Raw genomic sequence first — 26,970 nt, 5'->3', positions numbered from 1 at the left:
AAATAAAGGGGTAAAAATATGAATTATGTGCTAATAGGTGCGGTTTTAATATTATTAGCTGTAGTATTTGTGCTGTTTTATAAAAATAAACAGTTAGAATCAGAGAGTCAGCAAGTAGAATTTGAAAAGAAACAAGCAATTGAAACGTATGAAAACGAAATTGCAGCTACGGTGATAGAGCATAAAGAACAACAAAATAATTTAAAAAATATGGAACAGAAAAAATACAATGATTTACAAGTAAGTGCAAATAGAGAAATTGAAAATATGCGTATGATGAAGAATCAATTAGCTATGCAACATAGTAAAGAACGTGGTGAAATACAAAATAAACATAATAACGAAATACATATGTTTCAAAAATTAATTGCAAATTTACGAGAATATACTAAAAACGGCGCTGAAATGAATACGTACGAAACATTACATTATATGAAGCGAGGATTCATAGAGCAAGGCATCATATTAGATGCTGAAATTGAAATCATGCCGAATGTTTTTATTAAAAATAATAGTGAAATAAACGATAATCGAATCCATCATCTCATTTTGTGCAAAACTGGTATTTATCTACTTGAGACGAAAGAATGGGAAGAGAAATTAATTCATGGTTTAACGAAAGAAAATGCTGGTATATATTCATTTATGATTGATGAAATGGGTAAGTATCAACAAGAACTTGAAAAAGAAGAGACATTTGAATATATAGTAGGTAAAGATTCGGCAACTATACAAGTGAAAAATGAAGGGAATCCAGTATATAAGGCGAAGAAACTATCTCAAATTTTATACAATTGTTTGAAAGAAATGCAGGCTAATAGTATAAAAGAAAAGGTAAAACCAGTTGTATATTTTTATAATGAAAATGGAAAAGAAATAATAGATCTTTCAAGTGAGGAAACACCTAGATTAAAAGATCGGGAGCAAATTGTAACGTTCTTCAGAAATGAAATCTTAGCAGGAAAAATAGTATATACAGTGCAAGAATTAGAACAGATTCGAGAAATGATTAGCCGGATGAATTATATAGTGAGTTAAAAGGGGAGATCTTTCTGAACGCTATGCTACGTGGCATTTTGTATGTCTATTTTTGTTTGTATATAGTAATGTACATTGTATTTATATTCGTCATTGATATGGTCCATATACCCTTAAGTGTAAGGAGCATTTTTGTAGTATTCATACCATTTGTTTTATTAGTCATGATTCAAAGGGCTATTTTATATGTTTCTAAAAATCGTAATGAAGAAAAGAAGCAAATGTTGGGGGGGTTAATAGTAGCACTCATACCATTAATAGTGTGCACTGTACAACTAAGTGTAAATGAATATACATCAAAGTTTAATCAAAATAGATGGTTAAATCATGCAGATAAGCGGGTACATATGGTAGATGATCTATTACAAAAATATAAATTAATAGGGAAATCAAATGAAGAAATTACACAATTGTTAGGAGCCCCAACGGAAACGAGAAGTGGGGGAGAAGGAGTTATCACTTTGTATTATCTTGGGACTGAACGTGGCTTTATCCCAATAGATAGCGAACAGCTTATTTTACAATTTGATAGAGATGGTAAAGTCATGGAATATACGGTGCATAAAGATTAAAGAAACGTGGAGGGAAGCTATATGTTATAGCTTCTTTTTTATTTTTCAATATGTCAAGGAAGGGGGAGAAGGTTTTTGAGTGGAATAAGGAATGAAAGCGGAGGTGATGCATATATATAGATGCATTGGGCGATTATTCGCCCGATTGGTGAGGGTTAATAATCAATAAGTACGGACCAAAACCCCACTGATGAAAGTTTCACTTTATCATATTGTATAAATGAAAAGGAGGTAAGACGGTGAAAGCAATCCCGACTGATGTCCTGAGTAAAGAATTGATGGAAAGAGAAGGAGTTATATCTATTACAGTAAAGGAATTTGAAAAAATAGAAGTAGCTGGAGTAGTAGTAGCTGGTCCAGCGGTTATTTTGATTAATCAAGATTAAGTACATATCATTGAAATAAAAAGCATCCATCTAGGATGCTTTTTATTTGTATGTAAGGATAAATATGATGGATAATTGTGTTACTGGAGGGAAAGTCTGTGGCAATTATTATAACAATGTTAGTAATGGGTATTTTATTAGGATTTGTTGGAGCTGGAGGAGCTGGGTTTATTATCGCGATACTCACTTTAGTATTTCATATTCCTATTCATGTTGCTCTTGCAACATCTTTAACTGCAATGGCGTTTACGACATTATCAGGTGTTGTCAGTCATTACCGTGAAGGTAATGTAGCACTTATTATAGGCGGGATTGTTGGGGGATTTGGCGCAATTGGCTCTTATATTGGTTCTAAATTTGGTTCACTTATACCAGCACATCTTCTTCATTGGTTTACAGCTGGGATGTTATTTTTATCGGCAATTTTTATGTTTATTAAATTAATTATGTTCCAAAACAAAGAACAGTCATCTTTATATAAGCATAAGGAGTTTTCCATGAACTACTTGTTGAAATGTATATGCCTTGGATTAGTTACTGGAATGATGGCTGGTTCATTTGGGATTGGTTCTGCACCGTTTATTCAGCTTGGATTAATGGTTCTATTGGGATTAACGATTCAGCAATCTGTAGGGACAACAATGCTTGTTATATTACCGATTGCAATTGGAGGCGGTCTAGGATATAGTTCGGAAGGATATTTAGATTATATATTGTTATTGCAAGTATTAATTGGGACCATGTTAGGGGCATATATTGGCGCGAAGTTTACAAATTATGCACCGCGAATGCTTTTGAGGTTTTCGATGATTATGACACCGGTTTTAGCTGGATGTATGCTATTGATGGAGTAAGGTGAAATTATAATAAGTAGGGGGTTACTGCTTACAAATAGCGGGATAAAATTAATATAGCAAACTATTAATATATTTTACGAATGAATTATGTAGGTAATTCATATTTCCCATATAAAAGGATTTGTTTTAATATTATGAGTGTAAAGTTCGAGTATTCGAAGTACTACTTGAATTATATCCCTATCCCTTTTCTAAAAATGCGAACAAGTTTTGCCCTATTCTATTCAATAGTTAATTGCATAGAAATATATTGTTCGATGACCATTATGGAACGTACATAATGGGAAAATCCCGATCCTTAAAGAGGATGCCCCTAATCTTCATGTGAAAATATGATCGGATAAGAAAGCTGACCAATTTATGGTCGGCTTTCTTTTTGTTCAAAAACAATTTTTTCTTTAATTTCTGTTTGTAATAATACAGTTTTTCCGAAGCGACGTTTGCATTCCGCACGCACTTTTTCAATGGCTAGTAGCTGAGTAGTCGCGGGAACTGTGACAATAGCTTGGCGAGCCTTTCGATTTTCTTCACAAAAGACACATTCCACAACATAATTAGAAATCATATTTTCATCCTTCCAGTTTTAATTTCTAAAAAAGGATTGTCTATGAAGTTGATATAATTTTTCGTCATTGTTTTATTATTTTCCTCTTTTTTTCAAGGGGAAAATAAAAAAGAGGGCGAATTTTAGTAGGGGAGGGATGTTTATGGAGAGATGGATAGGTAGTGCAGCGGTATGTGTAAATGAAAGAAATGAAGTTTTAATGGTACTGCAGGGCAAAGAGGGAGAAGAAAAAAGATGGTCTGTCCCAAGTGGAGGACTTGAAAAGGGAGAGACACTAGAAGAATGTTGTATCAGGGAAGTTTGGGAAGAAACAGGTTACAATGTGGAAGTGGTAAATAAAATATATGAAAAAGAGGGTATTACATACGGTGTTCCAGTGTATGTCCATTATTATTTTGTTAAACAAATAGGCGGTAATATGAAAATCCAAGATCCTGATGAGTTAATACATGAAATTGCTTGGAAAGGGATACATGAAATTGAACAATTGTGTTTAGCTTTTCCAGAGGATTATGAATTGCTGTGCCAATATATAGATAAAGAAGCAAGTATGTAAATACTTGCTCCTTTAATGTATCCAAGACAAGAAAAGCGGAACGATAACTAAACTAGCGCCTGCTGTTAAAAGCATGGATAAACTTGCAATTGTTCCTTCCACAGGACCGATTTCGAATGCTTTTGATGTACCGGTTCCATTTGCGCTCGTTCCTAACATAATACCTTTTGCGATTGCTGTTTTAATGCGGCAAATGCGTATGAGAGAAGGACCGAGCAATGCTCCTGTTAAGGCAGTTAAAACGACAAATACAGCAGTTAATTGTGACATACCACCAATCATTTCTGAAATAGCCATTGCGATTGGTGTTGTTACGATATGTGGCGCTAAACTATGTTCTAGTGATGAATCAATTTGAAAATAATTTGCTAGTAGTGCTGAAGTAATGACTGATAAAAACGAACCGACAATGACATTAAGTAAGATAGCCATTCCATGTTTCTTTAACAAATCAAAATATTTATAGATTGGCCATGCAAAAGCAACTGTTGCGGGCTTTAATAATTCAGTTAACCAGTGACCACCAGATTCATATGTTTCATAAGGTGTATCTAATCCGAGCAATAAAGCAATTAAAATAATGGGACAGACGAGAAGAGGAGAAAGTAGACTCCAATTCCAACGTTGATACATTTTTTTTGATATCCAATATGTGAATAGTGTTAATAGTAAACAAAGAAATCCGATCATTGCGTTGATCCTTTCCGCTTTAGTAGCAATTCTGTTAAAAGTCCTGTAACTAAGGTAACGCAAAGAGTGCTAATCATAATAATTAAAATGAGATCGATTCCATATTGTGTTAGTGTATCTCTGTAACGTATGACAGCGACTGCAGAAGGGATGAAAAATAAAATAAGTTCTTTTAATAAAAAATCTGCTCCGTCCTGTATCCATTCTTTCTTAACTAGGTTAAATTTTAACGAAATTAATAATAAAAAAATACCGATTATACTTCCTGGAACTGGGAGGTGTGCCTGTTTTGCAATCCATTCACCTGTCCAAGCGAAACAAAATAGTAACAAAATTTGTCCGCTTAACTTCCACCATTTCATACAGTAACCACCTCTTTCTTTTTTTACATAAAAATTGTAAAAAAGAATTAACAATTTCTACTATACGTTCATTCAAAATATTTGTCTAATATATAAATTATATGTTATTAATATATTAGACATATTAATCGAAAGTGAAAAGGGTGTCCAAAAATGGAATTACGGCATTTGCAATATTTTGTTGTTGTGGCAGAAGAGTTACACTTTGGACGGGCAGCTGCTCGTTTACAAATGACACAACCACCACTTAGTCAACAAATACAGCAATTAGAAAAAGAAATGGGAGTTACATTATTTTCAAGAACGAAAAGAAAGGTTGAACTAACAGAAGCAGGAGAAATGTTTTTAAAAGAAGTAAAAAAAGCGTTTGAACAAATTGAAAAAGCAGTAGAAGTTGCACAAAGTGCGCAAAGGGGAGAAGTAGGATCACTTTCAATTGGTTTTGTAGGTGCGGCGATATATGATATTTTACCATCAATTGTTAGGGAATATAGAAAGAAATTTCCGAGAGTGTCTGTTGCATTACATGAATTGTCAACACCAGATCAAGTTCATGCACTTCATGATAACCGTATTGATATTGGCTTTTTACGTCCACCAATTCCAACACAATTATTAGAATTAGAGCCAATTCAAAGGTTATCTTGTACCTTATGTTTACCAAAGGCACATCCACTTGCAGAGAAAGATGAAATACATATAGAAGATTTACGAGATGAGCCATTTGTATTTATTACGAGACCAGTATGGCCAGCTTTGTATGATACAATTTTATCTCTTTGCAGAGAAGTTGGATTTAGTCCACGTATTGTACAAGAAGCAACAGAGTATCAAACAGTTATGGGGCTTGTAGCGGCAGGGATTGGAATTACAGTAATACCCGTATCGGCAAATAAGTTATATAAAACAGAAGTTGTATATAAAGAATTATATGATTCTAATTTTGTGGCAGAAATGTCAGTGGCTTACAAAAAAATGAATAGTAATCCAGAGTTGCTAGAGTTTTTAAAAATTGCAAGAGAGAAGAAAAGAATAGAAGTAGAAGATGAGTAATAGTAGTAACAGAAAATGAAGTTAATTCAGATTTATAAAAGTACACCTTGTTAAACAATAAAGCGGAAATGCAACTTAAGTTGCATTTCCGCTTTATTGTTCTTTTTTTAGCTCGATACTAAATAGATAAACGTGTTCATTTTCTTTTAAGAGTAAATCAATACCTTTGTCTTCGTCAATTGTAGGGACGCTTACAGTTTCTTTACTTGTTTGGATTACAGCAGCTAAAATTGTTTTTTGATTGTATTTTAAATTTTTTATAGATTGGATTGTAGTAGTTGCGGAGCTATTTACGCTTGGTGGTGCTTCTTCATGAACAAGCGTTGAAGCACCTTCAATATTCATATACCACTGCCTTTTTTCTTGTATATCTTTATCGAATTGGAAATGTGGTGGTAAAAAAGAAAGCTTTACTTTCTTTTTTGAAAAATGTGAGGTAGCTATATTAGCAATTTCTTTTGTTTTTTTACCATTGTTATAATAATCAATTGTAGCATTTATTTCATCTTTATCATTTTTAAGCGTAACGTTATAAAACATGCTATTTCCTTCTTGAAAAGGAGTCATTTGTAAAATAGAAGCTTGCTCTTTTGTTAATTTGTATGGCTCAACAATGGCAACTTCATTGTTTTTTATTTTGCTACAACTTGTGAGTAATAATAAAAACAAGATTGATAGTAATTTTATACGCATGCAATCTCCTCCTTTTTACAATTATATTCTAAATGTGATTTTTTATCATTTCGTTTTCTAGGACTAAAGACTTAGAAGAAATTCCGATTGTAGTGCGATGTTTAAAATGTCATATTTTTATACACTAGTAGTATAGAATGCGTATGTAATAAGGTAGGGGAAGAATTTTATGTCTTTATGTCGGTTAGCGAGAAAAAATATTAGAACATTTGCTACCAAAAGGATGAAGCAATTTATGTGGATTGCTATGAGTATTATGATTTTGTTTTTTATGATATCGTTACAATTTAATGAAGGAGCTATTTTGAAAGTAGGGGATGCATTTGTATTTCAAATGTATTTTTACACACTGTTTATTGTACTAATTTTCATATGTATTTTTACTACATATAAAATGATGTACTCCCTTTTGCTAGTGAGGAGAGAGGAGTTTACATCTTATGTAGCAGAAAATATAAAAAGAAAAGAAGTACTATGTTTATTATGTCAGGAGCAATTATTCATTTATGGAGCAGCGTTTGTTTTTGGATTAGTTAATGGGATGTTATTTTTAAAATTATTTACGATTATCTTTATAAGAATAGCAGGAATACAAGGGATAAATAGTGCACCGATTACAATATATGCAATAGTAGTAGTGAGTATAATTATGATTGTTATCCTTCTATTATCGATGGTGCAATGTTTTCGATTTGTTCAAAGTTTACAAGATAAAAATTCGTTGCATTTCAAGAAAAAGGCATGAGAAATCATGCCTTTTTCCATTTTACACATAAAAATAATCATGTTACAGTGAAAAGACCTGACAAAGAATGGGAAGGAAAGGTTGTATAGAATGACAAATGAACAATCAATTGTAAAAGTCGATCGGTTAACGAAGCGAATCGGATCAAAGACACTTGTACAAAATATTAGTTTTGAAGTGAAAAAAGGCGAGGTTGTCGGTTTACTCGGACCAAACGGTGCTGGAAAAACGACTTTAATGAGAATGATGGTTGGTATGATCCGTATGACAGAAGGTGAAGTATGGATTGATGGTCAATCTGTGAAACAGCAATTCGAAAAAACAGCTGCGAAAATTGGAGCGGTAATTGAGACACCTGAATTTTATCCTTTTTTGAGCGGCTATGAAAATTTAACATATTTCGGACGAATGAATGGTAATGTGACCGAAGAACGTATCGATGAAGTAGTGAAATTGTTAGGGATGGGACAAGTAATTGATCGCAAAGTAAAAGCGTATTCACTCGGCATGAGACAACGTTTAGGAATCGCTCAGGCACTTATTCACGATCCAGACGTGTTGATACTAGATGAACCGACAAATGGATTAGACCCTAGTGGAATACATGAAATGAGAATGTACATAAAAAAAATTGCACATGAACAAGGAAAAGCTGTACTTGTATCAAGTCACTTACTTTCAGAAGTTGAATTAATGTGTGACAGAGTTATCATTATTCAGCACGGGGAATATGTGGCTACGCAAAATATTCAGCATAGCCAAAGCGAAGAGATGGAGACGATCCGTATACGTGTAGATGATGCGAATAAAGCAGCAGAAATATTAGGGCATGATGTTTTAGTAAAAGATAATGAATTACTTATTAATGTAAAAGATGAAGAAATCCCAAATGTTATTCGTACATTGCTTGAGAAAAATATTCAAGTGTATCGTGTATATGAAGAAAGAAAAACGTTAGAAGAGCAATTTTTAGAATTAACAGGGGGAAAAGATATTGTTTAATTTAGTATATAACGAACTGTATAAAATATTTAAGCGGAAGCGAACGATTATTCCATTTGCAGTTATTGCAGTATTAATAATCGGATTAGGATGGGTTACGGTAAAGTATTTTGAACCGGAAACAAAAGGATGGAAAGTAGATTATACAGAACGAACTGTAGAAATTGAGAAAAAGCTTGGCATGAAAAAAGAAGCTATTTTAGCAGAAAAATCAGGGGATGAGCTTGTAAAAGAATACCAGCTTAAGATGAAGCATTTAGATACGGATACAGCACCGGCAAGCAGTTCTCCACTTTCTTTCATGAGAGATACAGGTTTTATCGTATTTCCAATTTTGCTCCCATTTATCCTCGTGTATGCAAGTACAATTTTTGCGAATGAATATAGCTGGGGAACATATAAATTTTTAACGATACGACCAGCGAGTCGCTTTAAAATTTTAACAGCAAAATTTTTAGCAATCGTTATATTTGCAGCTTTATTATTTATATTTAATATGATCTTCTCCGCTTTATGTGGACTTGTTATTTATAAATTCCAACAGCCTGCATGGAGTGAGTTTATTTTCCAAGATGGAAATATAATAAAACAAAACATTTTTGTAGAAGCAAGTAAATATTATGTTTTATCGTGGTTACCAACGGTTGTGTACGCATCGTTTGCATTTATGATTTCTGTGTTAACGAGATCTAGTGGAGGTGCAATTGGTATTTCACTATTCCTTGCTTTATCAGGCAATATTGCGTTATTAGCAGCCACTAGATATAACTGGGCGAAATATTTATTGCCAGCAAACACAGATTTATATAGTATTTCAAAGAACGGAAGTTTTATTGATGGAGTAACATTCCCGTTTGCATCATGTATGTTGCTACTTTATTTGTTCGTATTTTTATGTATTTCATATACTGTGTTTTTAAAACGTGATTTAACTTAATAAGAAAAGCCGTTCAGGGTGCTGAGATGCACTTTGAACGGCTTTTTTTATGAGAATTGTTTAAGTGCTCTTTCGGCTAGTAAAGCAAAGTATTCTGCACTTATAGGCAGTGCCTCTTCATTAATTGTAAAAGCAGGATGATGCCATTCATGTGTACCGCTCGTTCCCATAAAGACGAATGAACCTGGTATTTCCTGTTGGTAAAATGAGAAATCTTCTCCAGCCATTGATAGACTAGGCGAGATGATATTAAGATTCATCTTTGTGGCAACTTGAGTAGATAAGTCTGAAAGAGCTTTATCGTTGTGAACAGCAGGAGGACCTGAATAAAAACGGAATTTCGTTTTTACACCTAATGCATCAGATACACCTTTAATAATACGCTCCATGAGTGCTGGAATCTTTTCACGTGTTTCAGCTTGGAACGTGCGAATCGTTCCTTCTAACGTAGCTTTTTCAGGAATTACGTTCCACGTATTTCCTGCGTGAATATTTGTAACACTAACAACCGCATTATGAGATGAACTTATATTTCGGCTTACAATTGTTTGCAGTGCCATCACAATTTGAGAGGATGCGACAATAGGATCTACGCCAGCATCTGGTACAGCCGCGTGTGTACCAACTCCGTGAATTTCAATTTCAAATCGATCAACTCCAGCCATCAGTGGACCATCTTTAATGCCAATTGTACCTACTGGTAAATCAGGTTTATTATGCATGCCGAAAATCGCTTGCACATTACGTAAATGTCCAGCATCAATAACTTTGCAAGCGCCATTACTACTTTCTTCAGCTGGTTGGAATATGAAGCGAACCGTTCCATTTAGGGAAGATTCTCTTTCTTTTAATAAGAAAGCAGTACCTAAAATGGCAGCTGTATGAAAATCGTGTCCACAAGCATGCATTTTTCCTCGTACTTTAGATGCATAGGACAAATGTGTTTCTTCTTGAATAGGAAGGGCATCAATATCAGCACGAACTGCTACAATTGGCCCGTTTTTATTACCAGACACTTCAGCGATAATTCCTGTTTCTAAATTGGAGTCAATGATAGTAATGTTTTTTTCTTCTAACCAATTTTTTATTGCTTTTGTTGTTTCGAACTCTTCATATGATAGTTCTGGATACTCATGTAAATGTCGACGGATGGAAATAAGTTTTTCTTTTAGTTGATTTGAAATAGATACCATGTAGTATGCCTTCTTTCTTCAGCAAAATATTTATCATAAGTATACAACAATAAAAGAGAGGATTCTCAAATGAAAATCCTCTCTCGTTTATCCCGTATTAATGGGCAGTCCGATTGGTTCAACTAATTAAAGTTTCGCTTTATGCTGCGACTTTTTTATGCGTATGATGTTTACGATAACGTCCACGCATTGCGTATGCAATTTGCGGGATTGCAATCCCGATTAAAATAAGTGATACACCGAACCATTGTGAAGATAGTACAGCCTCTTTTAAAACGAATACGGACATAATTGTTGTAACTGGTAGTTCCGCTGCACCAAGAATAGTTGCTAAGCCAGAACCGATTTTTGGAATACCGATTGTAAAGGCAATAGATGGAATTACGATACTAAATGTTCCTAATCCTAAACCGTATTTCCAAAGACCTTGAGAAATGGCACCATTAAAAATAAATGTTGGTGGGAATACAATCATGACTAAAGTTAAAGCACCAGTCATTAAGAGAACACCGCGCGGTAATGAAGGTACTTCAACAGCAACTTTTCCGCTCACGAAAATGTATGTTGCGAATGTAACAGCAGATAATAAACCTAAAATGATCCCAGTCGTATCGAAAGCACCTGCTGATTGTTCAAGTAAACCACTTGATAAAAATGTCCCTACAAGTAAGAAAATAACAGAAATAACTTTTTCTCTTGAAGGTAATGTTTTTGTTGCGACTGCTTCAATGATAATTCCGACCCAAACAAATTGGAATAAAAGAATAATTGCAATAGAAGCTGGTACAGTTTTTAATGAAGCATAATAAAAAATTCCGGTAAAACTTGCAGATGTTCCTGCAACGAATAAAAGTAATGCTTGCTTTAAAGGAACGCGATGTCTAGAAAATAGAAGTGTAATAGCAAGCAAAATAATCCAACCGAACAAATATTGGCTGCCAATTACCTCTCCAAGTGAAAATCCTTCTGCATATGCAAGCTTAACAAAAATAGCTAAAATTCCATAACTACACGCTCCTAATAAAACTAAAAGAGAATAACGAAGCATGAAAAATTCCTCCCATCTATATGAAGTTGTTCCGTATCGAAAATATATAACTAGAGGGAAGTATACAAAATTAGAAATAAAGGGTCAAATGAAAGAAAAGTATGACATTTTATAGAATAATAATAAAAGTATGATATTTATGCATAATCTTGAAATTATTAATAGTAGAAGTATTATAAAATCAACTTTGCATTGTATAGAGCCAGCATTTGAAAAAATATTTTTTAAACCAATATGTATATAGACGTACTAGTAACGTGCTAATTATTTGAGAAACTATGTTACCTTTGTTATGGTAATGACAATTAAAGGAGTTTTCATAATCCATTTGAGTTTTTTCTATATAATAGAAGGAAATGAAAACGTTTTATTAGAAACTGTGAGGAAGTACGGTTTTTCTTATTGCCACGTTGTAAAAGTGATTTCACGAATTGTTCATAGTATTTTTATGTGTTTTTGTTACAATATTTAGGGAGAGGAGTGGAATGATGCAAGATATTAGTATTTTTTTAGCGTTTGGCGCCGGGTTCTTATCATTTATTTCCCCATGTTGCTTACCGCTTTATCCGGCATTTTTATCGTACATAACAGGTATGTCGGTTTCTGAATTGAAAGAAGAAAATGCAATGCTTCGCAAAAGAAGTATGATACATACAGCGTTTTTCTTACTTGGATTTTCAATTATATTTATTGCAATTGGATTTGGTACAAGTTTTATTGGAGGAATCTTTACTGACTATAAAGATTTAATCAGACAGTTAGGTGGTATATTTATCATCGTGTTCGGCTTAATTATTGTCGGGGTGTTTAAGCCGAAATTTTTAATGCAAGACCGTAAATTTACATTTAAAAATCGTCCAAGTGGCTATTTTGGATCAGTACTAATTGGATTAGCCTTTGCAGCAGGGTGGACGCCATGTACCGGACCAATTCTAGTGTCCGTAATTGGATTAGCAGCAACAAACCCAGAATCAGCAATGATTTACATGATTGCTTACATACTTGGATTTGCTATCCCGTTTTTCGTACTGTCATTCTTTATTACGAAAATGTCTTGGATTAAAAGAAATAGTATGGCCTTCATGAAAGTCGGAGGATATATTATGATTGTTATGGGGGTCTTCCTATACTTTAACTGGATGACGAAAATTATCGTATATTTCTCAAGTTTATTTGGTGGTTTTACCGGTTTTTAGTATTATTCTGCGAAAATGTTGGAAATACTAACGGAAAAGCATATAATGAAAGTATATTTTGCATATAGCCACAAAAAAGGATGAGAAAATATGAACATAGTTCTTTTATCAAGTATCGTTGCTGTTTGTATGGCTGTCGGTGCGATGTTTATTCGTTTAAAAGCAGCTAAGAAACCTGCAACATTGAAAAAAATTATACTTCCGCCATTTTTTATGAGCACGGGAGCATTGATGTATGTTTTTCCTGAATTTCGATTAACTCCAGCGGAAATGTTAGAAGCAATTGGCGTCGGTTTGTTTTTCTCTATTTTTCTTATTAAAACATCTAAATTTGAAATTAGAGGACAAGAGATTTATTTGAAGCGTTCAAAAGCGTTTGTTTTTATATTAATTGGATTACTTGTCGTGCGGATTGTATTTAAAACATACTTAAGCCAATCTCTTGATTTAGGACAACTTAGTGGCATGTTCTTCTTACTGGCGTTCGCGATGATTGTGTCATGGAGAATTGCCATGTACCGTTCCTTTACGAAATTACAAAAGGAAATGGAAAAAGAAGATGGTTTTTATAATGAAAAAGATATGAAGCTAACTTAAAAACTGTATATGTACCAAATAAAAAGACAGCGTCAAAGGCGCTGTCTTTTTTATCGAAAATAATATGAAGTTACTTTGCGAGTAAAGATCGATAGTTAGAATAATCAATCTTTTTTTCTTGTAGTTTTTTAATTAAAAATTTATGATCACGCTTTGGTGTGGCAATGATATATCCTTTAATAATTAAGTCTTGTGTAATTTGAGAGGCATTTTCTTGTAATGCAAGTTCCCCGATTTTTCCAGCAATCTTTGATTTTGCAACATCGCGAAATAGTTCTGGAACAGGACTTACAAGCTCTTCTAACAATTGTTTTTGTTCGTCAGCCCATAAATGTCTCGTTTTATTTATGTAGTGTTCTTCCCAATCCAAAATGGACATGCCGTCTTCTTTTGGTAAACGTTTTAAAAATTTTCTGAACATAAAGTATCCACCGATAGACATAAGCCCTAATAAAATAACCGTCCATAATACAATGAACCAACTGAACCATCCTTCGAGCAAGCATATCCCCCCTTAATGATAGCGGTTTTCTTTTATTCATATTATATACAGTGAGATTCATAGAAAGCAAGAACGCTTGGTCATTTTGACCAAGCGTTATCATTTAAACAAAGTATAGTTGTTCCACATGTAAATTATTATTATCATCTTCTACATATTCAATGATTAATGTGCCAACTTTACGATCTTTATCTTCAGTTGTGAAAATAGAGTAAGAAGTAAAACGTGTTTTTGATAGGCCGCTTATGTGTGTAGGTAAAGAAATGTAGTCGTTATCGCGGAAGAATTCCATCAGTTCAATATCCTCAAATTCTTTTCGGTCAACTTGTTTGTTTGTATAGCGGCGTTGAAGTTGTTTTAAAGATTCATTCCAAGAAATTGCTTTTGTGTCGTATACCATTGTTCTATCTCCTTACTGTATGTAATTATTAAGAACATACGTTCTAATCTAGTATACTCTTTTTATTAGAAAAGGGAAAGCAAAAAATAATGTAAGCTTGGATTTCCAAGCTTACATTATTGATGCGTCCGTCATAATCTCTATTTTTCATTATAAGTTAGATAAGAATAAGAAACAAGATGATATATATAATGTTGAGAGTTTTCAAGATTCTGTATATTATAGGTGTACTAAAGTGTAAGGGAATGAGAGGTGTGACATACGTAATTTCACTGCAAGGGCCGATGGCTAGCGGAAAAACAACATTAGCAAAAAGGTTAGAAAAGAGAGGGTTTCGAGTTATATATGAAAATCCATATCCAATTGTAGAGAAGCGAAAAAAATTGAATTTAGATATGAATTCAAAAGTAGGGTTTATTATGAATCAAAAAATGTTTATGGAAGCAAAAATAAAGGAGTTTCAAAATGTGAAAGATTCAGTCGTAATTTTTGATCGCGGACCAGAAGACATTGAGTTTTTTACACTCTTTTATCCAACGAGTATAGGAGAAGAGTGGGATATAGAAACTGAATTGAAAGATGAATTATATAAATTAAGAGAATGCCGTTCGGATGTGATTTTTTACTTAGATGTTACGAAAAAGAATGTATATGATAGAAAAAATAATGATAGAACAAGAAACAGAAGTACATTTGAGGAGCAATTTAAATTAGCAGAAACTGAAAAAGACTGGTATAAACAATTTCCTGTAACTTATGTGGACACAAATAGATTAACAGTTGACGATTTAGAGGTATATTTTATGGACTGGTTAAAGGAGAGAGGGCTATGAAAAAAATACTTTTATTTGTATACCCAACATTTGCGGAGTTTGAAATAACAGTAGCGACGGCATTGCTGAAAAATAAATTTGAAATCATTACAGCGGGCTTAACAAAAGAATTGATTATAAGTGAAACAGGTTTGCAAGTGCAACCACATATAGAAGTAAGTGAAGTACGTGTAGATGAGTATGAGGGGGTACTTATTCCAGGTGGAGAAGAAGTACAGTTGAAAGATGCGAAATCTCTTTTTTCAGTCATTCGTCAATTTCACGAACAAGAAAAATTAGTGGCGGCAATTTGTGCTGGACCGTATGCGCTAGCAAAAGCAGGGTTATTTAAAGGGATTTCTTATACTGCGACTATAGATTATCAAAAATTCGATTGTTTTCCAGTAGAAAATTTCGTGTATGAAGAAGTTGTGCAACACTCAAATATCATTACAGCACAAGGGCATGCATTTGTACCATTTGGAATAGCGATTGCCTCTTATTTTGGAGTGGCAGACGAACATAATACAGATTTTTATTGTGGTAAAGGCAATGTAGTAATGGAGAAACTTTTACGAGAAAACGTGTAAAAGCTAGCAAATGCTAGCTTTTTTACACCGATAAATTACTAACGTTTTTGGATCGCGCCATATACCGTTATGGAGCGATAATTCCTTGTTGATTTCTTCTGTTAGCCATTCTTTCATCTCGGCTTGAAGATACATATTATCGGGTATATTTAACGATGGAAACATGCTGGAAATATAGTTTACTATTGGGGTAGCATGATGAAAAACGAGCGCATTATGAATAACTGTTTCTTCAACCGTTGGAAAAGCAGATGCTACTATCTCTTTACCATTTTCTAAACAAAATGGAGAGACTGCTGGTGATGTTTTCGCTAGATCAAATGCGTCAAGCATGTTGTTACACATTTCAACTATACGAGGTAATGAAACTTTAGAATTTGTTGTAGCTAAAAGTGTTCCGCCAGAACGAATGACTTTATAAAAGCCTTGAATTGTTTTTTCAACATCTTTCACATGGTATAACATATGTCTTGCAATTATTAGGTCATAACAATTTGTTTCGAAAGGAAGTTTACTAGCGTCCCCTCGTTTCCATTCTATTAAGTTATTTATTTTAGCAGCTTCAGCAAGCATAGCTTCGGATTGATCAAACCCGGTTAATGGGCCTTTATGACCATTTGTTTGTAAAAGGGAAAGGAATTTTCCACTAGCGCACCCAACCTCTAATATGTTTTCATCCCCTTGAAGGTGTAAATGTTCAATGACGATCTTATCTAAATCTACGTGTTTTTCTTCGTAATGTGTATGTGTGTCGATGCGTGTTTGTAAATGGTTGCTAACGTTATATTGACGTTTTACATCATTCATTTTGTCACATTCCACCTTTGTGCAAAATTGTTGGATTGCATGTGTTAATACATCTGTTTTCTTTAAACCTTCGTAATGGAGTGCTGATTCAAACCTTTCAAGTAATTTCTCTTCAATTCGAAAATGAATATCTTTTCGTTTTGTCACTGAAATTTCGCCCCTTTGCATCTGTTAGTGAGACTATAGCACGTCTGGAAATTTTGTGTAAATCATTTGTGTACACAAAATTAGGGGGATGAAAAAAATGTTTGAATATGATTTTAAACTATTGACGATTTAACCGTTTTCATATATTCTTAAATTAAGTAATATTCAAATAATTCAAAAGAAATGAGAGAGTCACATGCTTCTTCAAGGAACACATCGAATTGGTCGTATGGCCATGCTGTTGGCACTTGCGGATGAGAATGAAAGTCCTGTATTATCCATTCCAAAAGGTTGGAAGTATTGTACGGGGAAAGTGGGTTCGATGAATTCGCAAAAGGTTGTCGCAGCAATGGAAACAGCGGCTAAAAGCAACCAAGTTATTGAAACAGACGTTTACAGAGAAACACATGCACTTTATCATGCAATTATGGAAGCTTTGTACGGAGTGACGAGAGGTCAAATTCAGTTAGCAGACGTTCTTCGTACAGTAGGACTTCGTTTTGCGATTGTGCGCGGTACACCATACGACGGGAAAAAAGAAGGCGAATGGGTTGCTGTTGCATTATATGGAACGATTGGTGCACCTGTAAAAGGATCTGAGCATGAGGCGATTGGTTTAGGAATTAATCACATATGATTTGCCCATAGTCTATTAGTTAGAAGGGGGCCTTACTTTTTTAGGACAGAAGTCTGTCTTAAAAAGATAAGGTCCCCTTTTGCCTTTTTAAGGAGGAAAAATGATGATTACGTTAACAGGACATACATTGACAGTTGAAGAAATGAAGAGGTTATTACTGGAAGGAGAAGGTGTAACAGCTTGTCCAACTAGTATGCAAAAGGTAGCGGAGTGCCGCGAAGTAGTTGAGAAAATTGTAGAGGACGGAAAAGTCGTTTACGGTATTACAACTGGATTTGGAAAGTTTAGTGATGTGCTTATCCAAAAAGATGATGTAAAGGCACTTCAACATAATTTAATTCAGTCACATGCATGTGGGATAGGTGATCCATTCCCGGAAGAAGTATCGCGCGGAATGTTAATTTTACGAGCGAACACGATGCTTAAAGGAGTATCAGGCGTAAGGCCGCTTGTTGTAAATATGCTTCTTGAGTTTGTAAATCGTAAAATTCATCCAGTCGTTCCGCAACAAGGTTCACTTGGTGCAAGTGGAGATTTAGCACCTTTATCTCATCTTGCGCTCGTATTATTAGGCGAAGGTGAAGTGTTCTATAAGGGGAAACGCGTTCATGCAATGGTTGCTCTTACAGAAGAAGGGCTTGAGCCAATTGAACTTGAAGCGAAAGAAGGTCTTGCGTTAATTAATGGTACGCAGGCGATGACAGCACAAGGAGTTCTTTCTTATATAGAAGCAGAAGCAACGGCATATCAAGCTGAACTAATTGCTTCGATGACAATTGAAGGGTTACAAGGCATTATTGATGCATTTGATGAAAATGTTCATAAAGCACGTGGCTATAAAGAGCAAGTGGATGTAGCAAGCAGAATTCGTGACATTCTTCATGATAGTAAGTTAACAACAAAACAAGGAGAACTACGTGTACAGGATGCCTATTCACTTCGTTGTATCCCGCAAGTACACGGTGCTTCTTGGCAAGTTTTGAATTATGTGAAAGAAAAATTAGAAATTGAAATGAATGCCGCAACAGATAATCCGCTAATCTTTGATGGCGGGGAAAAAGTAATTTCAGGTGGTAATTTCCATGGTCAACCGATTGCATTTGCGATGGACTTCTTAAAAGTAGGAATGGCGGAACTTGCAAACATTTCAGAGCGTCGTATTGAGCGTTTAGTAAATCCGCAGTTAAACGATTTACCGCCATTTTTAAGTCCAGAACCAGGACTTCAGTCTGGTGCAATGATTATGCAATATGCTGCAGCGTCACTAGTTTCTGAAAATAAAACGTTAGCACATCCGGCGAGTGTTGATTCAATCCCGTCATCAGCTAACCAAGAAGATCACGTAAGTATGGGAACAATCGCTTCACGTCATGCACATCAAATTATTCAAAATGTAAGACGTGTTCTTTCAATTGAAATGATTTGTGCGATGCAAGCGGCAGAATATCGCGGGATTGAAAACATGAGTACAGTGACGAAGAGCTTCTACCATCAAGGGCGTCAGCAAGTACCATCTATTACAAATGATCGCATCTTCTCAACGGATATTGAAAATATTGCACATTGGTTAAAAACGAATTATTCGATAAAAGAAAGATTGGATGTAAACGCAGCACTATAAAACGAGAAAAGGGAGAGATTGAAATGGAAAAAGTACAACAAACAATTCGCGCGCCAAGAGGTACAGAGTTACAAACGAAAGGGTGGGTGCAAGAAGCTGCACTTCGTATGTTAATGAACAATTTAGATCCGGAAGTTGCTGAAAAACCAGAAGAATTAGTTGTGTATGGCGGAATTGGCCGTGCAGCTCGTAACTGGGAAAGCTATCAGGCGATTGTAGATTCATTAAAAACGTTAGAAAGCGATGAAACGTTACTTGTTCAATCAGGAAAACCAGTTGCCATTTTTAAATCACATGAAGATGCACCTCGCGTTCTGTTAGCGAACTCAAACTTAGTACCAAAATGGGCAAACTGGGATCACTTCCGAGAACTAGAGAAAAAAGGTCTTATGATGTACGGACAAATGACAGCTGGTAGCTGGATTTACATTGGAACACAAGGGATTCTACAAGGAACATATGAAACATTTGGTGAAGCAGCTCGTCAACATTTCGACGGTTCATTAAAAGGTACATTAACACTTACTGCTGGTTTAGGTGGTATGGGTGGTGCACAACCTCTTGCTGTAACGATGAACGGCGGTGTTGTTATTGCTATTGATGTTGATAAGCGCAGCATTGATCGTCGTATTGAAAAGAGATATTGTGACATGTATACAGAATCATTAGAAGAAGCATTAACTGTTGCGAACGAGTATAAAGAGAAGAGAGAACCAATTTCAATTGGTTTGTTAGGAAATGCGGCAGAGATTTTACCAGAACTAGTGAAGCGTAATATTACGCCAGATTTAGTTACAGATCAAACATCTGCTCATGATCCATTAAACGGTTATATTCCAGTAGGTTACACATTAGAAGAAGCAGCGAAACTTCGTGAAGAAGATCCAGAACGTTACGTACAATTATCAAAAGAAAGTATGACAAAACATGTGGAAGCGATGCTTGCGATGCAAGAAAAAGGCGCAATTACATTTGATTATGGAAATAACATTCGCCAAGTTGCTTTCGATGAAGGTTTGAAAAATGCTTTCGATTTCCCAGGATTCGTTCCAGCATTTATTCGTCCATTATTCTGTGAAGGAAAAGGGCCATTCCGCTGGGTAGCGCTTTCTGGTGATCCAGAAGATATTTATAAAACAGACGAAGTAATTTTACGTGAGTTCGCTGATAATGAACATTTATGTAACTGGATTCGTATGGCACGTCAACAAGTTGAGTTCCAAGGACTTCCATCACGTATTTGTTGGTTAGGTTACGGTGAGCGTGCGAAATTTGGTCGCATCATTAATGAAATGGTTGCAAATGGTGAATTATCAGCACCAATCGTTATCGGTCGTGACCATTTAGATTGTGGATCAGTAGCATCTCCAAACCGTGAAACAGAAGCGATGAAAGATGGTAGTGATGCAGTAGCTGACTGGCCAATTTTAAATGCATTAATTAATAGTGTAAACGGTGCAAGCTGGGTATCTGTTCACCACGGTGGTGGCGTTGGTATGGGTTATTCACTTCATGCGGGAATGGTTATCGTTGCAGATGGAACAGAAGCAGCAGCAAAACGTATTGAGCGCGTATTAACTTCTGACCCTGGTATGGGTGTTGTTCGTCACGTTGATGCAGGGTATGACTTAGCTGTGGAAACTGCGAAAGAAAAAGGCGTTAACATTCCAATGATGAAATAAGGAGGAGAAAACATGCTGGACACTTTACTAATCAATATCGGTCAATTACTAACAATGGATCAAGAAGATGGCTTGTTAAGACGAGAAGCGATGAACACGCTTCCTGTTATCGAAAACGGTGCGGTTGGAATTGAAAATGGTGTAATCACTTTCGTTGGAACAGCGGAAGAAGCGAAAGGATTACAAGCGAAAGAAGTTATTGATTGCGGGGGGAAAATGGTTTCTCCTGGTCTTGTTGATCCGCATACCCATCTTGTATTTGGTGGATCTCGTGAAAATGAAATTGCGCTAAAATTACAAGGAGTTCCGTACTTAGAAATTTTAGAACAAGGCGGAGGTATTCTTTCAACTGTAAATGCAACGAAACAAGCATCGAAAGAAGAACTTGTTCAAAAAGCGAAATTCCATTTAGACCGTATGTTATCTTTCGGCGTTACAACTGTAGAAGCGAAGAGTGGTTACGGATTAGATGATGAGACGGAATGGAAACAATTAGAGGCAACTGCACAATTACAAAAAGAGCATCCGATCGATTTAGTTTCCACATTTTTAGGTGCTCATGCAGTTCCGAAAGAATATAAAGGTAGATCGAAAGAATTTTTACAATGGATGTTAGACCTATTACCAGAAATGAAAGAGAAACAATTGGTGGAATTCGTTGATATTTTCTGTGAAACAGGTGTGTTCTCAGTAGAAGAATCAAAAGAATTTTTATTAAAAGCGAAAGAGCTTGGCTTTGATGTGAAAATTCATGCAGATGAAATCGACCCTCTTGGTGGTGCGGAAGCAGCGGCAGAAATCGGTGCAGCATCAGCAGACCATCTAGTTGGCGCTTCTGATAAAGGGATTGAAATGCTTGCAAACTCGAATACAGTAGCAACATTATTACCAGGAACAACTTTCTATTTAAATAAAGAAAGCTTTGCTCGCGGTCGTAAAATGATTGATGAAGGTGTTGCAGTTGCGTTAGCTACAGACTTTAACCCAGGTAGCTGTCCAACTGAAAATATTCAGCTTATTATGAGCATTGCGATGCTAAAATTGAAAATGACACCAGAAGAAGTTTGGAATGCCGTAACGGTTAACTCATCATATGCCATTAACCGTGGTGATGTAGCTGGGAAAATTAGAGTTGGTCGTAAGGCAGATTTAGTTTTATGGGATGCTTACAATTATGCTTACGTACCGTATCATTACGGCGTAAGTCATGTGAATACAGTATGGAAGAATGGTAATATTGCATATACAAGAGGTGAACAATCGTGGAGCACGGCCACTATTTAAAGAAAAACGCAAAGTTTATTGATCGTGAAGTGACAAAATGGAGTGAGATGATTAAAGATTGGGAGGAAGGTGTAGAAATATTCGGTGCTGCCTTAATTGGAGCACCCCTTTCTAAACCATCTATTAGTCATTCAGGAGCGAGTTTTGCTCCAAAGACAATTCGTGCGATGTTAGATGCATACAGCACATATGCAATTACAGAAGAACACGATATGAAAGAAAGTGTCTTATATGATTGCGGCGATATTACGATGCATGTGACGGATATAAAAGAAAGTCATAACCGAATTGCGAAAACAGTTGGTCATGTAACGAAAGTAAATCCGAACATGATACCAATCGTTCTTGGTGGTGACCACTCGATTAGTTTTCCGAGTATAACAGGCTTTGCAAACAGTAAAGGAAAGGTCGGGATTATTCAATTTGATGCTCATCATGATTTACGTAATTTAGATGATGGAGGCCCGTCAAATGGTACACCATTCCGTAGTTTACTAGAAAATGATGTCATTACAGGGAAACAACTTGTTCAAATTGGAATTCGTAATTTTTCTAATGCACGTGCGTACCATGAATATGCAATAGAGCATGGTGTAACAGTGTATACAATGAAAGACGTACGAGAGCGAGAAATAAAAGATATTATCACGGAAAGTATTGAATTATTAAGAAATCAAGGTGTGACTTCTATTTATATTTCTCTTGATATGGATGTGCTAGACCAAGCGTTTGCACCAGGTTGTCCAGCAATTGGGCCTGGTGGAATGGATAGTACGACTTTACTAGATGCGATTGAATTCCTTGGTAAAGAACCGCTCGTTCAAGGGATGGATATAGTAGAGATTGATCCAACTCTTGATTTCAGAGATATGACGAGTAGAGTAGCAGCGCAAGTGATTATGAGTTTTCTTTTAGCGAGGGAAACGGTTAGTAAGCAAGTTAGTATATAGACGGAAAAGTAGATCTTTATTTATGCCTTAACAAAAACACATCACTACTTAAATGTAGTGATGTGTTTTTGTATTAAAAGAGAATGAATGTGTGTGGAACCGTTAATGGAATTGCGATTTTTATAGTTTATTGTGTAAATTTAATTTCTTGCTTCTGAAGTGTTGACGTGTAAAATAATTTTATGATAAAATAAAAATTTTGCTAAAAAACTAAAAGTATGTTAAGCTTGAGAAGGTTACCATATATGGAGGTGGATTATTTGTTTCAAATTGGCGATAACATTGTTTATCCAATGCAGGGAGCAGGTATAATTAAAGCCATAGAAGAGAAGGAAATCTCAGGAGAAAAACAACAGTATTATGTTATAAAAATGTCGGCTAGTAATATGGAACTAATGATTCCAGCAGGGAGAATATTGAATTCGAATATACGTCCAGTTACGGATATAACCGCATTAGCACACATAATGGATATTTTTCAACATGGGGAATCAGATAGATTACTTACGTGGAAACAAAGGTATAAATTGAACACTGATAAAATAAAGACGGGTAAAATGCAAGAAGGTGCTGAAGTTGTGCGTGATTTAATGCGTATACAGAAAGAAAAAGCACTTAATGCAAGCGAAAAGAAGATGTTAGATAACGCATATGAATTTTTGATTAGTGAACTGGGATTAATTGAAGGTATCACAGAAAATCAGATAAAAAGCTTTTGTTAAGGTTCATTACAAATAATGTATTATATCCCAAAAAAGATCTTGAATTTTTTGGGAACATAATTATAGAAAATTTATCATTTCAAAGACATTCAACTCTTTCAAACCACTTTTAGAGCATTACCTCTATTGTTATTACTACAATCAAATCCATTTTTATTTTTTAATTTCATTTATGAATGTTCGAAGTTTAATTGAATACTTCGATAAAATAGTTACTTGATTTTTGCAATCCTGATTCACACTGGCACGGACGAGGAGCCGTAAGGATGAAAGAGAGGTAGGGCTTTCATTGTTTTAGGTATATAAGTTATTATTTTTAGAAGAATACTGAACCATTTTCACTTCTATTGATAAGGTGTTTTTTTATTAAAGAGATAAACGAATTGACAGCCATATATGGTCAACAAAAAAGGTTTCCTCCTAAGGAAACCTTTTTAATATTATTTAAAGTATTTTATTTTTTGGATATTCGAATTTTTTATTGTAAAGTCGTAAAAATTGACGTTACTATCTAAAAGTAAGTATGATGCGATTATAGTAAGATTTTTTAGGGGGAAGAAAAATGACAAGTTCAAGTAATAAAGCAGCGAGTATTTATGAAGGAACAAATGTAAATGCTGGGGGATTTTTTGGAAACGTTGAAGAAACAAAGTTGTTTGATCCAATTCAAGTTGGAGCTTGGTCTCTTCGTAATCGTATAGCGATGGCACCGATGACAAGATGCTTTGCAGATAATGAGACTGGAGTAGTTGGTGCGGATGTAGTGGAGTACTACAGAAAACGTGCTGCAGATGGAATTGGACTAATTATTACAGAAGGAATTGTCATTAGTCCGAGAGCAAAAGGAAACCCAGGAGTACCAGGTATTTATACACAAGAACAAATCGATTCTTGGAAACCTGTTACAGAGGCAGTACATAAAGAAGGCGGGACGATTATTGCTCAAATATGGCATGTTGGGCGTATGAGTCATCATGAAATAATTGGTGGTCAAATGCCACAAGCACCGTCGGCTATCGCTGCAGAGGGAAATGTTCCACGCTTTCGTAAACCGTTTGATACGCCAGAAGCAATGACGTTAGAAGAAATACAAGAAGTGATCGGTCAATACGCACAAGCTGCGAAAAATGCAATCGAAGCTGGATTTGATGGAGTAGAAATTCACGGTGCACACGGATATTTAATCGATCAATTTACGTATGAGTTTGCGAATAAGCGAACAGATAAATATGGCGGTGATTTAAAACAAAGGTTAACGTTTATGAAAGAAGTAACGGCGGCTGTAATAGAAGCTGTTGGAGCTAATAAAACACTTCTTCGTTTCTCTGCTTTCAAAGGTGATAATCCTACTTATATGTGGGAAAACCCTGAGTTTGCAATTGAAACGTTCATAAATATGTTTAAAGAGGTTGGGTTAACGATGATCCATCCTTCAACGATGAATTATACCCAAGAGATTGCTGACGGAAAGAATTTTCATCAACTAGTAAGAAAATATTGGGATGGTACGATTGTTGGGGTTGGTAATTTAAATCCGAAAGAGGCCGAAGAAGCGTTGCAAGAAGGAACGATTGATGTAGCGGCATTCGGAAGACCGTTAATTGCTAATCCAGACTTTGTTCATCGAATTAAACACGCTGAAAGTTTAGTTGAATATGACGCGAAAGAGCATCTTGCTACGTTAGTATGAATAAAGATAAAAGGAGAACACATCTAGTGTTCTCCTTTTATTATGGAATTTCATAGGGGGAAGCGGGATGAGTGAAACGCTACTCGTTATTATTAGTATATTACTATTTTTAATGTTGCTTTTAATCGTCTTTTTTATCATTACATTTTTTATAAAAAAACGAACACATCATTCTATTTTAAAATTACATCCGTACTTAGGAAGAATGCGCTACTTACTGGAAAAGATAGGGCCTGAATTTCGACAATATTGGTTTGATCATGATACGGATGGAAAGCCTTTCTCACGTTATGATTTTCAAAGTGTTATGTTTTTAGCAAAATATCGCTCTGAAATACTTGGTTTTGGATCAAAACGAGATTTTGAAGCTTCTGGATATTATATTGCTAATACATTATTTCCGATATTAACGGAGGAATTAAGTGTGAATCTCACGCAAGAGCGAGAAGGTAAAAAGTACGTGATTCATAAAGAAGGGTTATTTTCAAGAAGAGAAAAATTGACAGCGGATACAACGAATCTTTGGCTGTACGAAGAAGATGATGCAATTATAGTCGGTGAGAACCGTAAATATCCGTGGAAGCTACATGGCATGTTTGGTGCATCTGCGACTTCTTATGGTGCGATTGGAGAAAATTATATTTTAGCGAGTGGTCTTGGAGCAAAAATGGCAGGCGGATCGTGGATTAATACGGGTGAAGGTGGCGTTATTCCAGAACATTTACATACAGGAGCGAATATCGTTGCGCAAATTGGTCCAGGGTTATTTGGATACCGTGATGAAGACGGTAATTTTTCAATGGGAAAATTCATGGAGAAAGTGAAAGAAAGTAATATTAGAGCATTCGAATTGAAATTTGGGCAAGGTGCTAAAATACGTGGTGGTCATTTAGAGGGGCAAAAAGTAAATGAGAAAATTGCGTTTGTTCGCAACGTCCGAAAGGGAGAGACGATTAATTCACCGAATCGATTTTCATTTTTAAAGAATGCAGCGGATACACTTTATTTTATTCAACAGTTGCAAGAAAGCGGCGGTAAACCAGTTGGAATGAAAATTGTAATTGGTCAGCAGAAGCCTTTGGAAGATTTAATAAAAACAATGAAAGAACTAAACATTTATCCAGATTTTATTACAATAGACGGTTCAGAAGGCGGGTCAGGGGCAACGTATAAATCGATGGCAGATTGTATGGGACTGCCGCTTATTCCAGCATTACTTACATTTATTGATACAGCAAACCATTATGGTGTTCGTAACAAGTTTAAAGTATTTGCATCGGGTAAATTAATCACACCAGATAAAGTAGCGATTGCTTTAGCGATTGGGGCGGATGCTGTAAGTTCAGCCCGCGGATTTATGATGGCAAGCGGCTGTATTATGGCCCTTCAATGTAATTCTGGCCAATGTCCATCTGGTGTAGCCACGACGAATCCGCATTATCAAAAAGCGTTAGATCCGTATGAGAAGAAGTGGCGAGTCATGAATTATATTATTAGTATGAGATATAGTTTATTTTCATTAGCGGCAGCGGTGGGAGTGAAGAGCCCGCGTCATTTAAAGAGAGAGCATATTGTATTTAAAGACGAGATGGGGCGGGTAGTTCCTCTCTCAGAATTGTTTCCTACTAGTAAATAG

Annotated in this window: 31 protein-coding genes; 22 read left to right on the top strand and 9 right to left on the bottom strand. The window is 35.4% G+C overall.

Features of this window, described 5'->3' with window-relative positions:
- The first annotated feature begins 18 nt into the window (after nucleotides 1-18).
- The 4 genes from C3Y97_RS18635 (at nucleotide 19) to C3Y97_RS18620 (ending at nucleotide 2,850) form a co-directional block, all read left to right on the top strand.
- Complete coding sequence (locus tag C3Y97_RS18635) at nucleotides 19-1,038, top strand: NERD domain-containing protein (protein ID WP_025689692.1); 1,020 nt, start codon at nucleotides 19-21, stop codon at nucleotides 1,036-1,038.
- 23 nt (nucleotides 1,039-1,061) lie between these two features.
- Nucleotides 1,062-1,610: a hypothetical protein gene (locus C3Y97_RS18630; RefSeq protein ID WP_000943753.1), complete on the top strand. Its 549-nt coding sequence runs from the start codon at nucleotides 1,062-1,064 to the stop codon at nucleotides 1,608-1,610.
- 239 nt (nucleotides 1,611-1,849) lie between these two features.
- Nucleotides 1,850-1,996, top strand: a complete 147-nt coding sequence (locus C3Y97_RS18625; protein WP_000644411.1) for a BC1881 family protein — start codon at nucleotides 1,850-1,852, stop codon at nucleotides 1,994-1,996.
- Between the two features lie 98 nt (nucleotides 1,997-2,094).
- Nucleotides 2,095-2,850: a sulfite exporter TauE/SafE family protein gene (locus C3Y97_RS18620; protein WP_000974659.1), complete on the top strand. Its 756-nt coding sequence runs from the start codon at nucleotides 2,095-2,097 to the stop codon at nucleotides 2,848-2,850.
- Between the two features lie 361 nt (nucleotides 2,851-3,211).
- Here C3Y97_RS18620 and C3Y97_RS18615 read toward each other — a convergent pair whose 3' ends face one another.
- Nucleotides 3,212-3,418 carry a DUF3903 domain-containing protein gene (locus C3Y97_RS18615; protein WP_000625222.1) on the bottom strand — a complete coding sequence of 69 codons (207 nt, stop codon included), beginning with the start codon at nucleotides 3,416-3,418 and terminating at the stop codon, nucleotides 3,212-3,214.
- A gap of 142 nt (nucleotides 3,419-3,560) precedes the next feature.
- On the opposite strand from C3Y97_RS18615, the gene C3Y97_RS18610 reads away from it, so the two are divergent.
- Nucleotides 3,561-3,974, top strand: a complete 414-nt coding sequence (locus C3Y97_RS18610) for an NUDIX hydrolase (RefSeq protein WP_000442981.1) — start codon at nucleotides 3,561-3,563, stop codon at nucleotides 3,972-3,974.
- 12 nt (nucleotides 3,975-3,986) lie between these two features.
- Here the strand turns inward: C3Y97_RS18610 and C3Y97_RS18605 are convergent, their stop codons facing one another.
- Complete coding sequence (locus C3Y97_RS18605; protein ID WP_000578954.1) at nucleotides 3,987-4,664, bottom strand: LrgB family protein; 678 nt, start codon at nucleotides 4,662-4,664, stop codon at nucleotides 3,987-3,989.
- Nucleotides 4,661-5,026 carry a CidA/LrgA family holin-like protein gene (locus C3Y97_RS18600; RefSeq protein WP_000872365.1) on the bottom strand — a complete coding sequence of 122 codons (366 nt, stop codon included), beginning with the start codon at nucleotides 5,024-5,026 and terminating at the stop codon, nucleotides 4,661-4,663. Before C3Y97_RS18600 ends, C3Y97_RS18605 begins: the two co-directional genes overlap by 4 nt.
- 153 nt (nucleotides 5,027-5,179) lie before the next feature.
- Here C3Y97_RS18600 and alsR point away from each other — a divergent pair, with 153 nt between their 5' ends.
- Nucleotides 5,180-6,079 carry an acetoin biosynthesis transcriptional regulator AlsR gene (alsR, locus tag C3Y97_RS18595; RefSeq protein ID WP_000423234.1) on the top strand — a complete coding sequence of 300 codons (900 nt, stop codon included), beginning with the start codon at nucleotides 5,180-5,182 and terminating at the stop codon, nucleotides 6,077-6,079.
- A 93-nt stretch (nucleotides 6,080-6,172) separates the two neighbouring features.
- On the opposite strand, the gene C3Y97_RS18590 is transcribed toward alsR, so the two are convergent.
- Nucleotides 6,173-6,772, bottom strand: coding sequence for a hypothetical protein (locus C3Y97_RS18590; protein WP_001220612.1), 600 nt, complete (start codon nucleotides 6,770-6,772; stop codon nucleotides 6,173-6,175).
- Between the two features lie 169 nt (nucleotides 6,773-6,941).
- On the opposite strand from C3Y97_RS18590, the gene C3Y97_RS18585 reads away from it, so the two are divergent.
- The 3 genes from C3Y97_RS18585 (at nucleotide 6,942) to C3Y97_RS18575 (ending at nucleotide 9,456) form a co-directional block, all read left to right on the top strand.
- Nucleotides 6,942-7,517: an ABC transporter permease gene (locus C3Y97_RS18585; protein ID WP_000050617.1), complete on the top strand. Its 576-nt coding sequence runs from the start codon at nucleotides 6,942-6,944 to the stop codon at nucleotides 7,515-7,517.
- Nucleotides 7,518-7,607: 90 nt separating this feature from the next.
- Nucleotides 7,608-8,519 carry an ABC transporter ATP-binding protein gene (locus tag C3Y97_RS18580; protein WP_000180622.1) on the top strand — a complete coding sequence of 304 codons (912 nt, stop codon included), beginning with the start codon at nucleotides 7,608-7,610 and terminating at the stop codon, nucleotides 8,517-8,519.
- Nucleotides 8,512-9,456, top strand: a complete 945-nt coding sequence (locus C3Y97_RS18575) for an ABC transporter permease (RefSeq protein ID WP_000482759.1) — start codon at nucleotides 8,512-8,514, stop codon at nucleotides 9,454-9,456. The genes C3Y97_RS18580 and C3Y97_RS18575 overlap by 8 nt, the downstream gene beginning before the upstream one ends.
- A 47-nt stretch (nucleotides 9,457-9,503) precedes the next feature.
- Here C3Y97_RS18575 and C3Y97_RS18570 read toward each other — a convergent pair whose 3' ends face one another.
- Together C3Y97_RS18570 and C3Y97_RS18565 are read right to left on the bottom strand one after the other, a co-directional pair.
- A complete protein-coding gene (locus C3Y97_RS18570) occupies nucleotides 9,504-10,649 on the bottom strand; it encodes a M20 peptidase aminoacylase family protein (RefSeq protein WP_000253674.1) in 1,146 nt (381 codons plus the stop codon).
- Between the two features lie 139 nt (nucleotides 10,650-10,788).
- A complete protein-coding gene (locus tag C3Y97_RS18565; protein WP_000947043.1) occupies nucleotides 10,789-11,697 on the bottom strand; it encodes an EamA family transporter in 909 nt (302 codons plus the stop codon).
- Between the two features lie 322 nt (nucleotides 11,698-12,019).
- Here C3Y97_RS18565 and C3Y97_RS28385 point away from each other — a divergent pair, with 322 nt between their 5' ends.
- The 3 genes from C3Y97_RS28385 to C3Y97_RS18550 all read left to right on the top strand — a co-directional run bounded on the left by C3Y97_RS28385 (nucleotide 12,020) and on the right by C3Y97_RS18550 (nucleotide 13,490).
- Nucleotides 12,020-12,169 carry a peptidase T gene (locus C3Y97_RS28385; RefSeq protein ID WP_071732505.1) on the top strand — a complete coding sequence of 50 codons (150 nt, stop codon included), beginning with the start codon at nucleotides 12,020-12,022 and terminating at the stop codon, nucleotides 12,167-12,169.
- A gap of 16 nt (nucleotides 12,170-12,185) precedes the next feature.
- Nucleotides 12,186-12,893 (top strand): cytochrome c-type biogenesis protein CcdA, encoded by a 708-nt coding sequence (gene ccdA / locus C3Y97_RS18555; protein ID WP_001152676.1) that lies wholly within the window; start codon nucleotides 12,186-12,188, stop codon nucleotides 12,891-12,893.
- A 90-nt stretch (nucleotides 12,894-12,983) separates the two neighbouring features.
- Nucleotides 12,984-13,490, top strand: coding sequence for a CcdC family protein (locus C3Y97_RS18550; RefSeq protein WP_001028439.1), 507 nt, complete (start codon nucleotides 12,984-12,986; stop codon nucleotides 13,488-13,490).
- A 70-nt stretch (nucleotides 13,491-13,560) separates the two neighbouring features.
- Here the strand turns inward: C3Y97_RS18550 and C3Y97_RS18545 are convergent, their stop codons facing one another.
- A complete protein-coding gene (locus C3Y97_RS18545) occupies nucleotides 13,561-13,992 on the bottom strand; it encodes a DUF2621 domain-containing protein (RefSeq protein ID WP_000889373.1) in 432 nt (143 codons plus the stop codon).
- A gap of 103 nt (nucleotides 13,993-14,095) precedes the next feature.
- Nucleotides 14,096-14,392: a hypothetical protein gene (locus C3Y97_RS18540; RefSeq protein ID WP_000262401.1), complete on the bottom strand. Its 297-nt coding sequence runs from the start codon at nucleotides 14,390-14,392 to the stop codon at nucleotides 14,096-14,098.
- A gap of 245 nt (nucleotides 14,393-14,637) precedes the next feature.
- Here C3Y97_RS18540 and C3Y97_RS18530 point away from each other — a divergent pair, with 245 nt between their 5' ends.
- Nucleotides 14,638-15,225: an AAA family ATPase gene (locus C3Y97_RS18530; RefSeq protein WP_033688984.1), complete on the top strand. Its 588-nt coding sequence runs from the start codon at nucleotides 14,638-14,640 to the stop codon at nucleotides 15,223-15,225.
- On the top strand, nucleotides 15,222-15,794 hold the full coding sequence (locus C3Y97_RS18525) for a DJ-1/PfpI family protein (protein WP_000722200.1): 573 nt from the start codon (nucleotides 15,222-15,224) through the stop codon (nucleotides 15,792-15,794). The genes C3Y97_RS18530 and C3Y97_RS18525 overlap by 4 nt, the downstream gene beginning before the upstream one ends.
- Nucleotides 15,795-15,797: 3 nt before the next feature.
- Here the strand turns inward: C3Y97_RS18525 and C3Y97_RS18520 are convergent, their stop codons facing one another.
- Nucleotides 15,798-16,748 (bottom strand): class I SAM-dependent methyltransferase, encoded by a 951-nt coding sequence (locus C3Y97_RS18520; protein ID WP_000166758.1) that lies wholly within the window; start codon nucleotides 16,746-16,748, stop codon nucleotides 15,798-15,800.
- 196 nt (nucleotides 16,749-16,944) lie between these two features.
- Here C3Y97_RS18520 and hutP point away from each other — a divergent pair, with 196 nt between their 5' ends.
- The 8 genes from hutP (at nucleotide 16,945) to C3Y97_RS18480 (ending at nucleotide 26,970) form a co-directional block, all read left to right on the top strand.
- On the top strand, nucleotides 16,945-17,385 hold the full coding sequence (gene hutP, locus C3Y97_RS18515; RefSeq protein WP_000926516.1) for a histidine utilization transcription antiterminator HutP: 441 nt from the start codon (nucleotides 16,945-16,947) through the stop codon (nucleotides 17,383-17,385).
- Between the two features lie 103 nt (nucleotides 17,386-17,488).
- A complete protein-coding gene (gene hutH / locus C3Y97_RS18510) occupies nucleotides 17,489-19,006 on the top strand; it encodes a histidine ammonia-lyase (RefSeq protein WP_000631874.1) in 1,518 nt (505 codons plus the stop codon).
- A 23-nt stretch (nucleotides 19,007-19,029) separates the two neighbouring features.
- The gene (hutU, locus tag C3Y97_RS18505; protein ID WP_000416948.1) at nucleotides 19,030-20,688 is read left to right on the top strand and encodes a urocanate hydratase; all 1,659 of its coding nucleotides are present in this window, start codon (nucleotides 19,030-19,032) and stop codon (nucleotides 20,686-20,688) included.
- A 12-nt stretch (nucleotides 20,689-20,700) separates the two neighbouring features.
- Nucleotides 20,701-21,972 (top strand): imidazolonepropionase, encoded by a 1,272-nt coding sequence (gene hutI / locus C3Y97_RS18500; protein WP_086692758.1) that lies wholly within the window; start codon nucleotides 20,701-20,703, stop codon nucleotides 21,970-21,972.
- Nucleotides 21,951-22,922, top strand: coding sequence for a formimidoylglutamase (gene hutG / locus C3Y97_RS18495; RefSeq protein ID WP_000399838.1), 972 nt, complete (start codon nucleotides 21,951-21,953; stop codon nucleotides 22,920-22,922). Before hutI ends, hutG begins: the two co-directional genes overlap by 22 nt.
- Before the next feature lie 260 nt (nucleotides 22,923-23,182).
- Nucleotides 23,183-23,644: a CarD family transcriptional regulator gene (locus tag C3Y97_RS18490; protein ID WP_170317877.1), complete on the top strand. Its 462-nt coding sequence runs from the start codon at nucleotides 23,183-23,185 to the stop codon at nucleotides 23,642-23,644.
- A 562-nt stretch (nucleotides 23,645-24,206) separates the two neighbouring features.
- On the top strand, nucleotides 24,207-25,334 hold the full coding sequence (locus C3Y97_RS18485; protein WP_000204592.1) for an alkene reductase: 1,128 nt from the start codon (nucleotides 24,207-24,209) through the stop codon (nucleotides 25,332-25,334).
- Between the two features lie 67 nt (nucleotides 25,335-25,401).
- A complete protein-coding gene (locus C3Y97_RS18480) occupies nucleotides 25,402-26,970 on the top strand; it encodes an FMN-binding glutamate synthase family protein (protein ID WP_000005169.1) in 1,569 nt (522 codons plus the stop codon).

This window comes from Bacillus sp. DU-106, from assembly GCF_004799705.1.
Classification (GTDB): domain Bacteria; phylum Bacillota; class Bacilli; order Bacillales; family Bacillaceae_G; genus Bacillus_A; species Bacillus_A cereus.
This window is presented reverse-complemented; position numbering and strand designations above follow the sequence as displayed.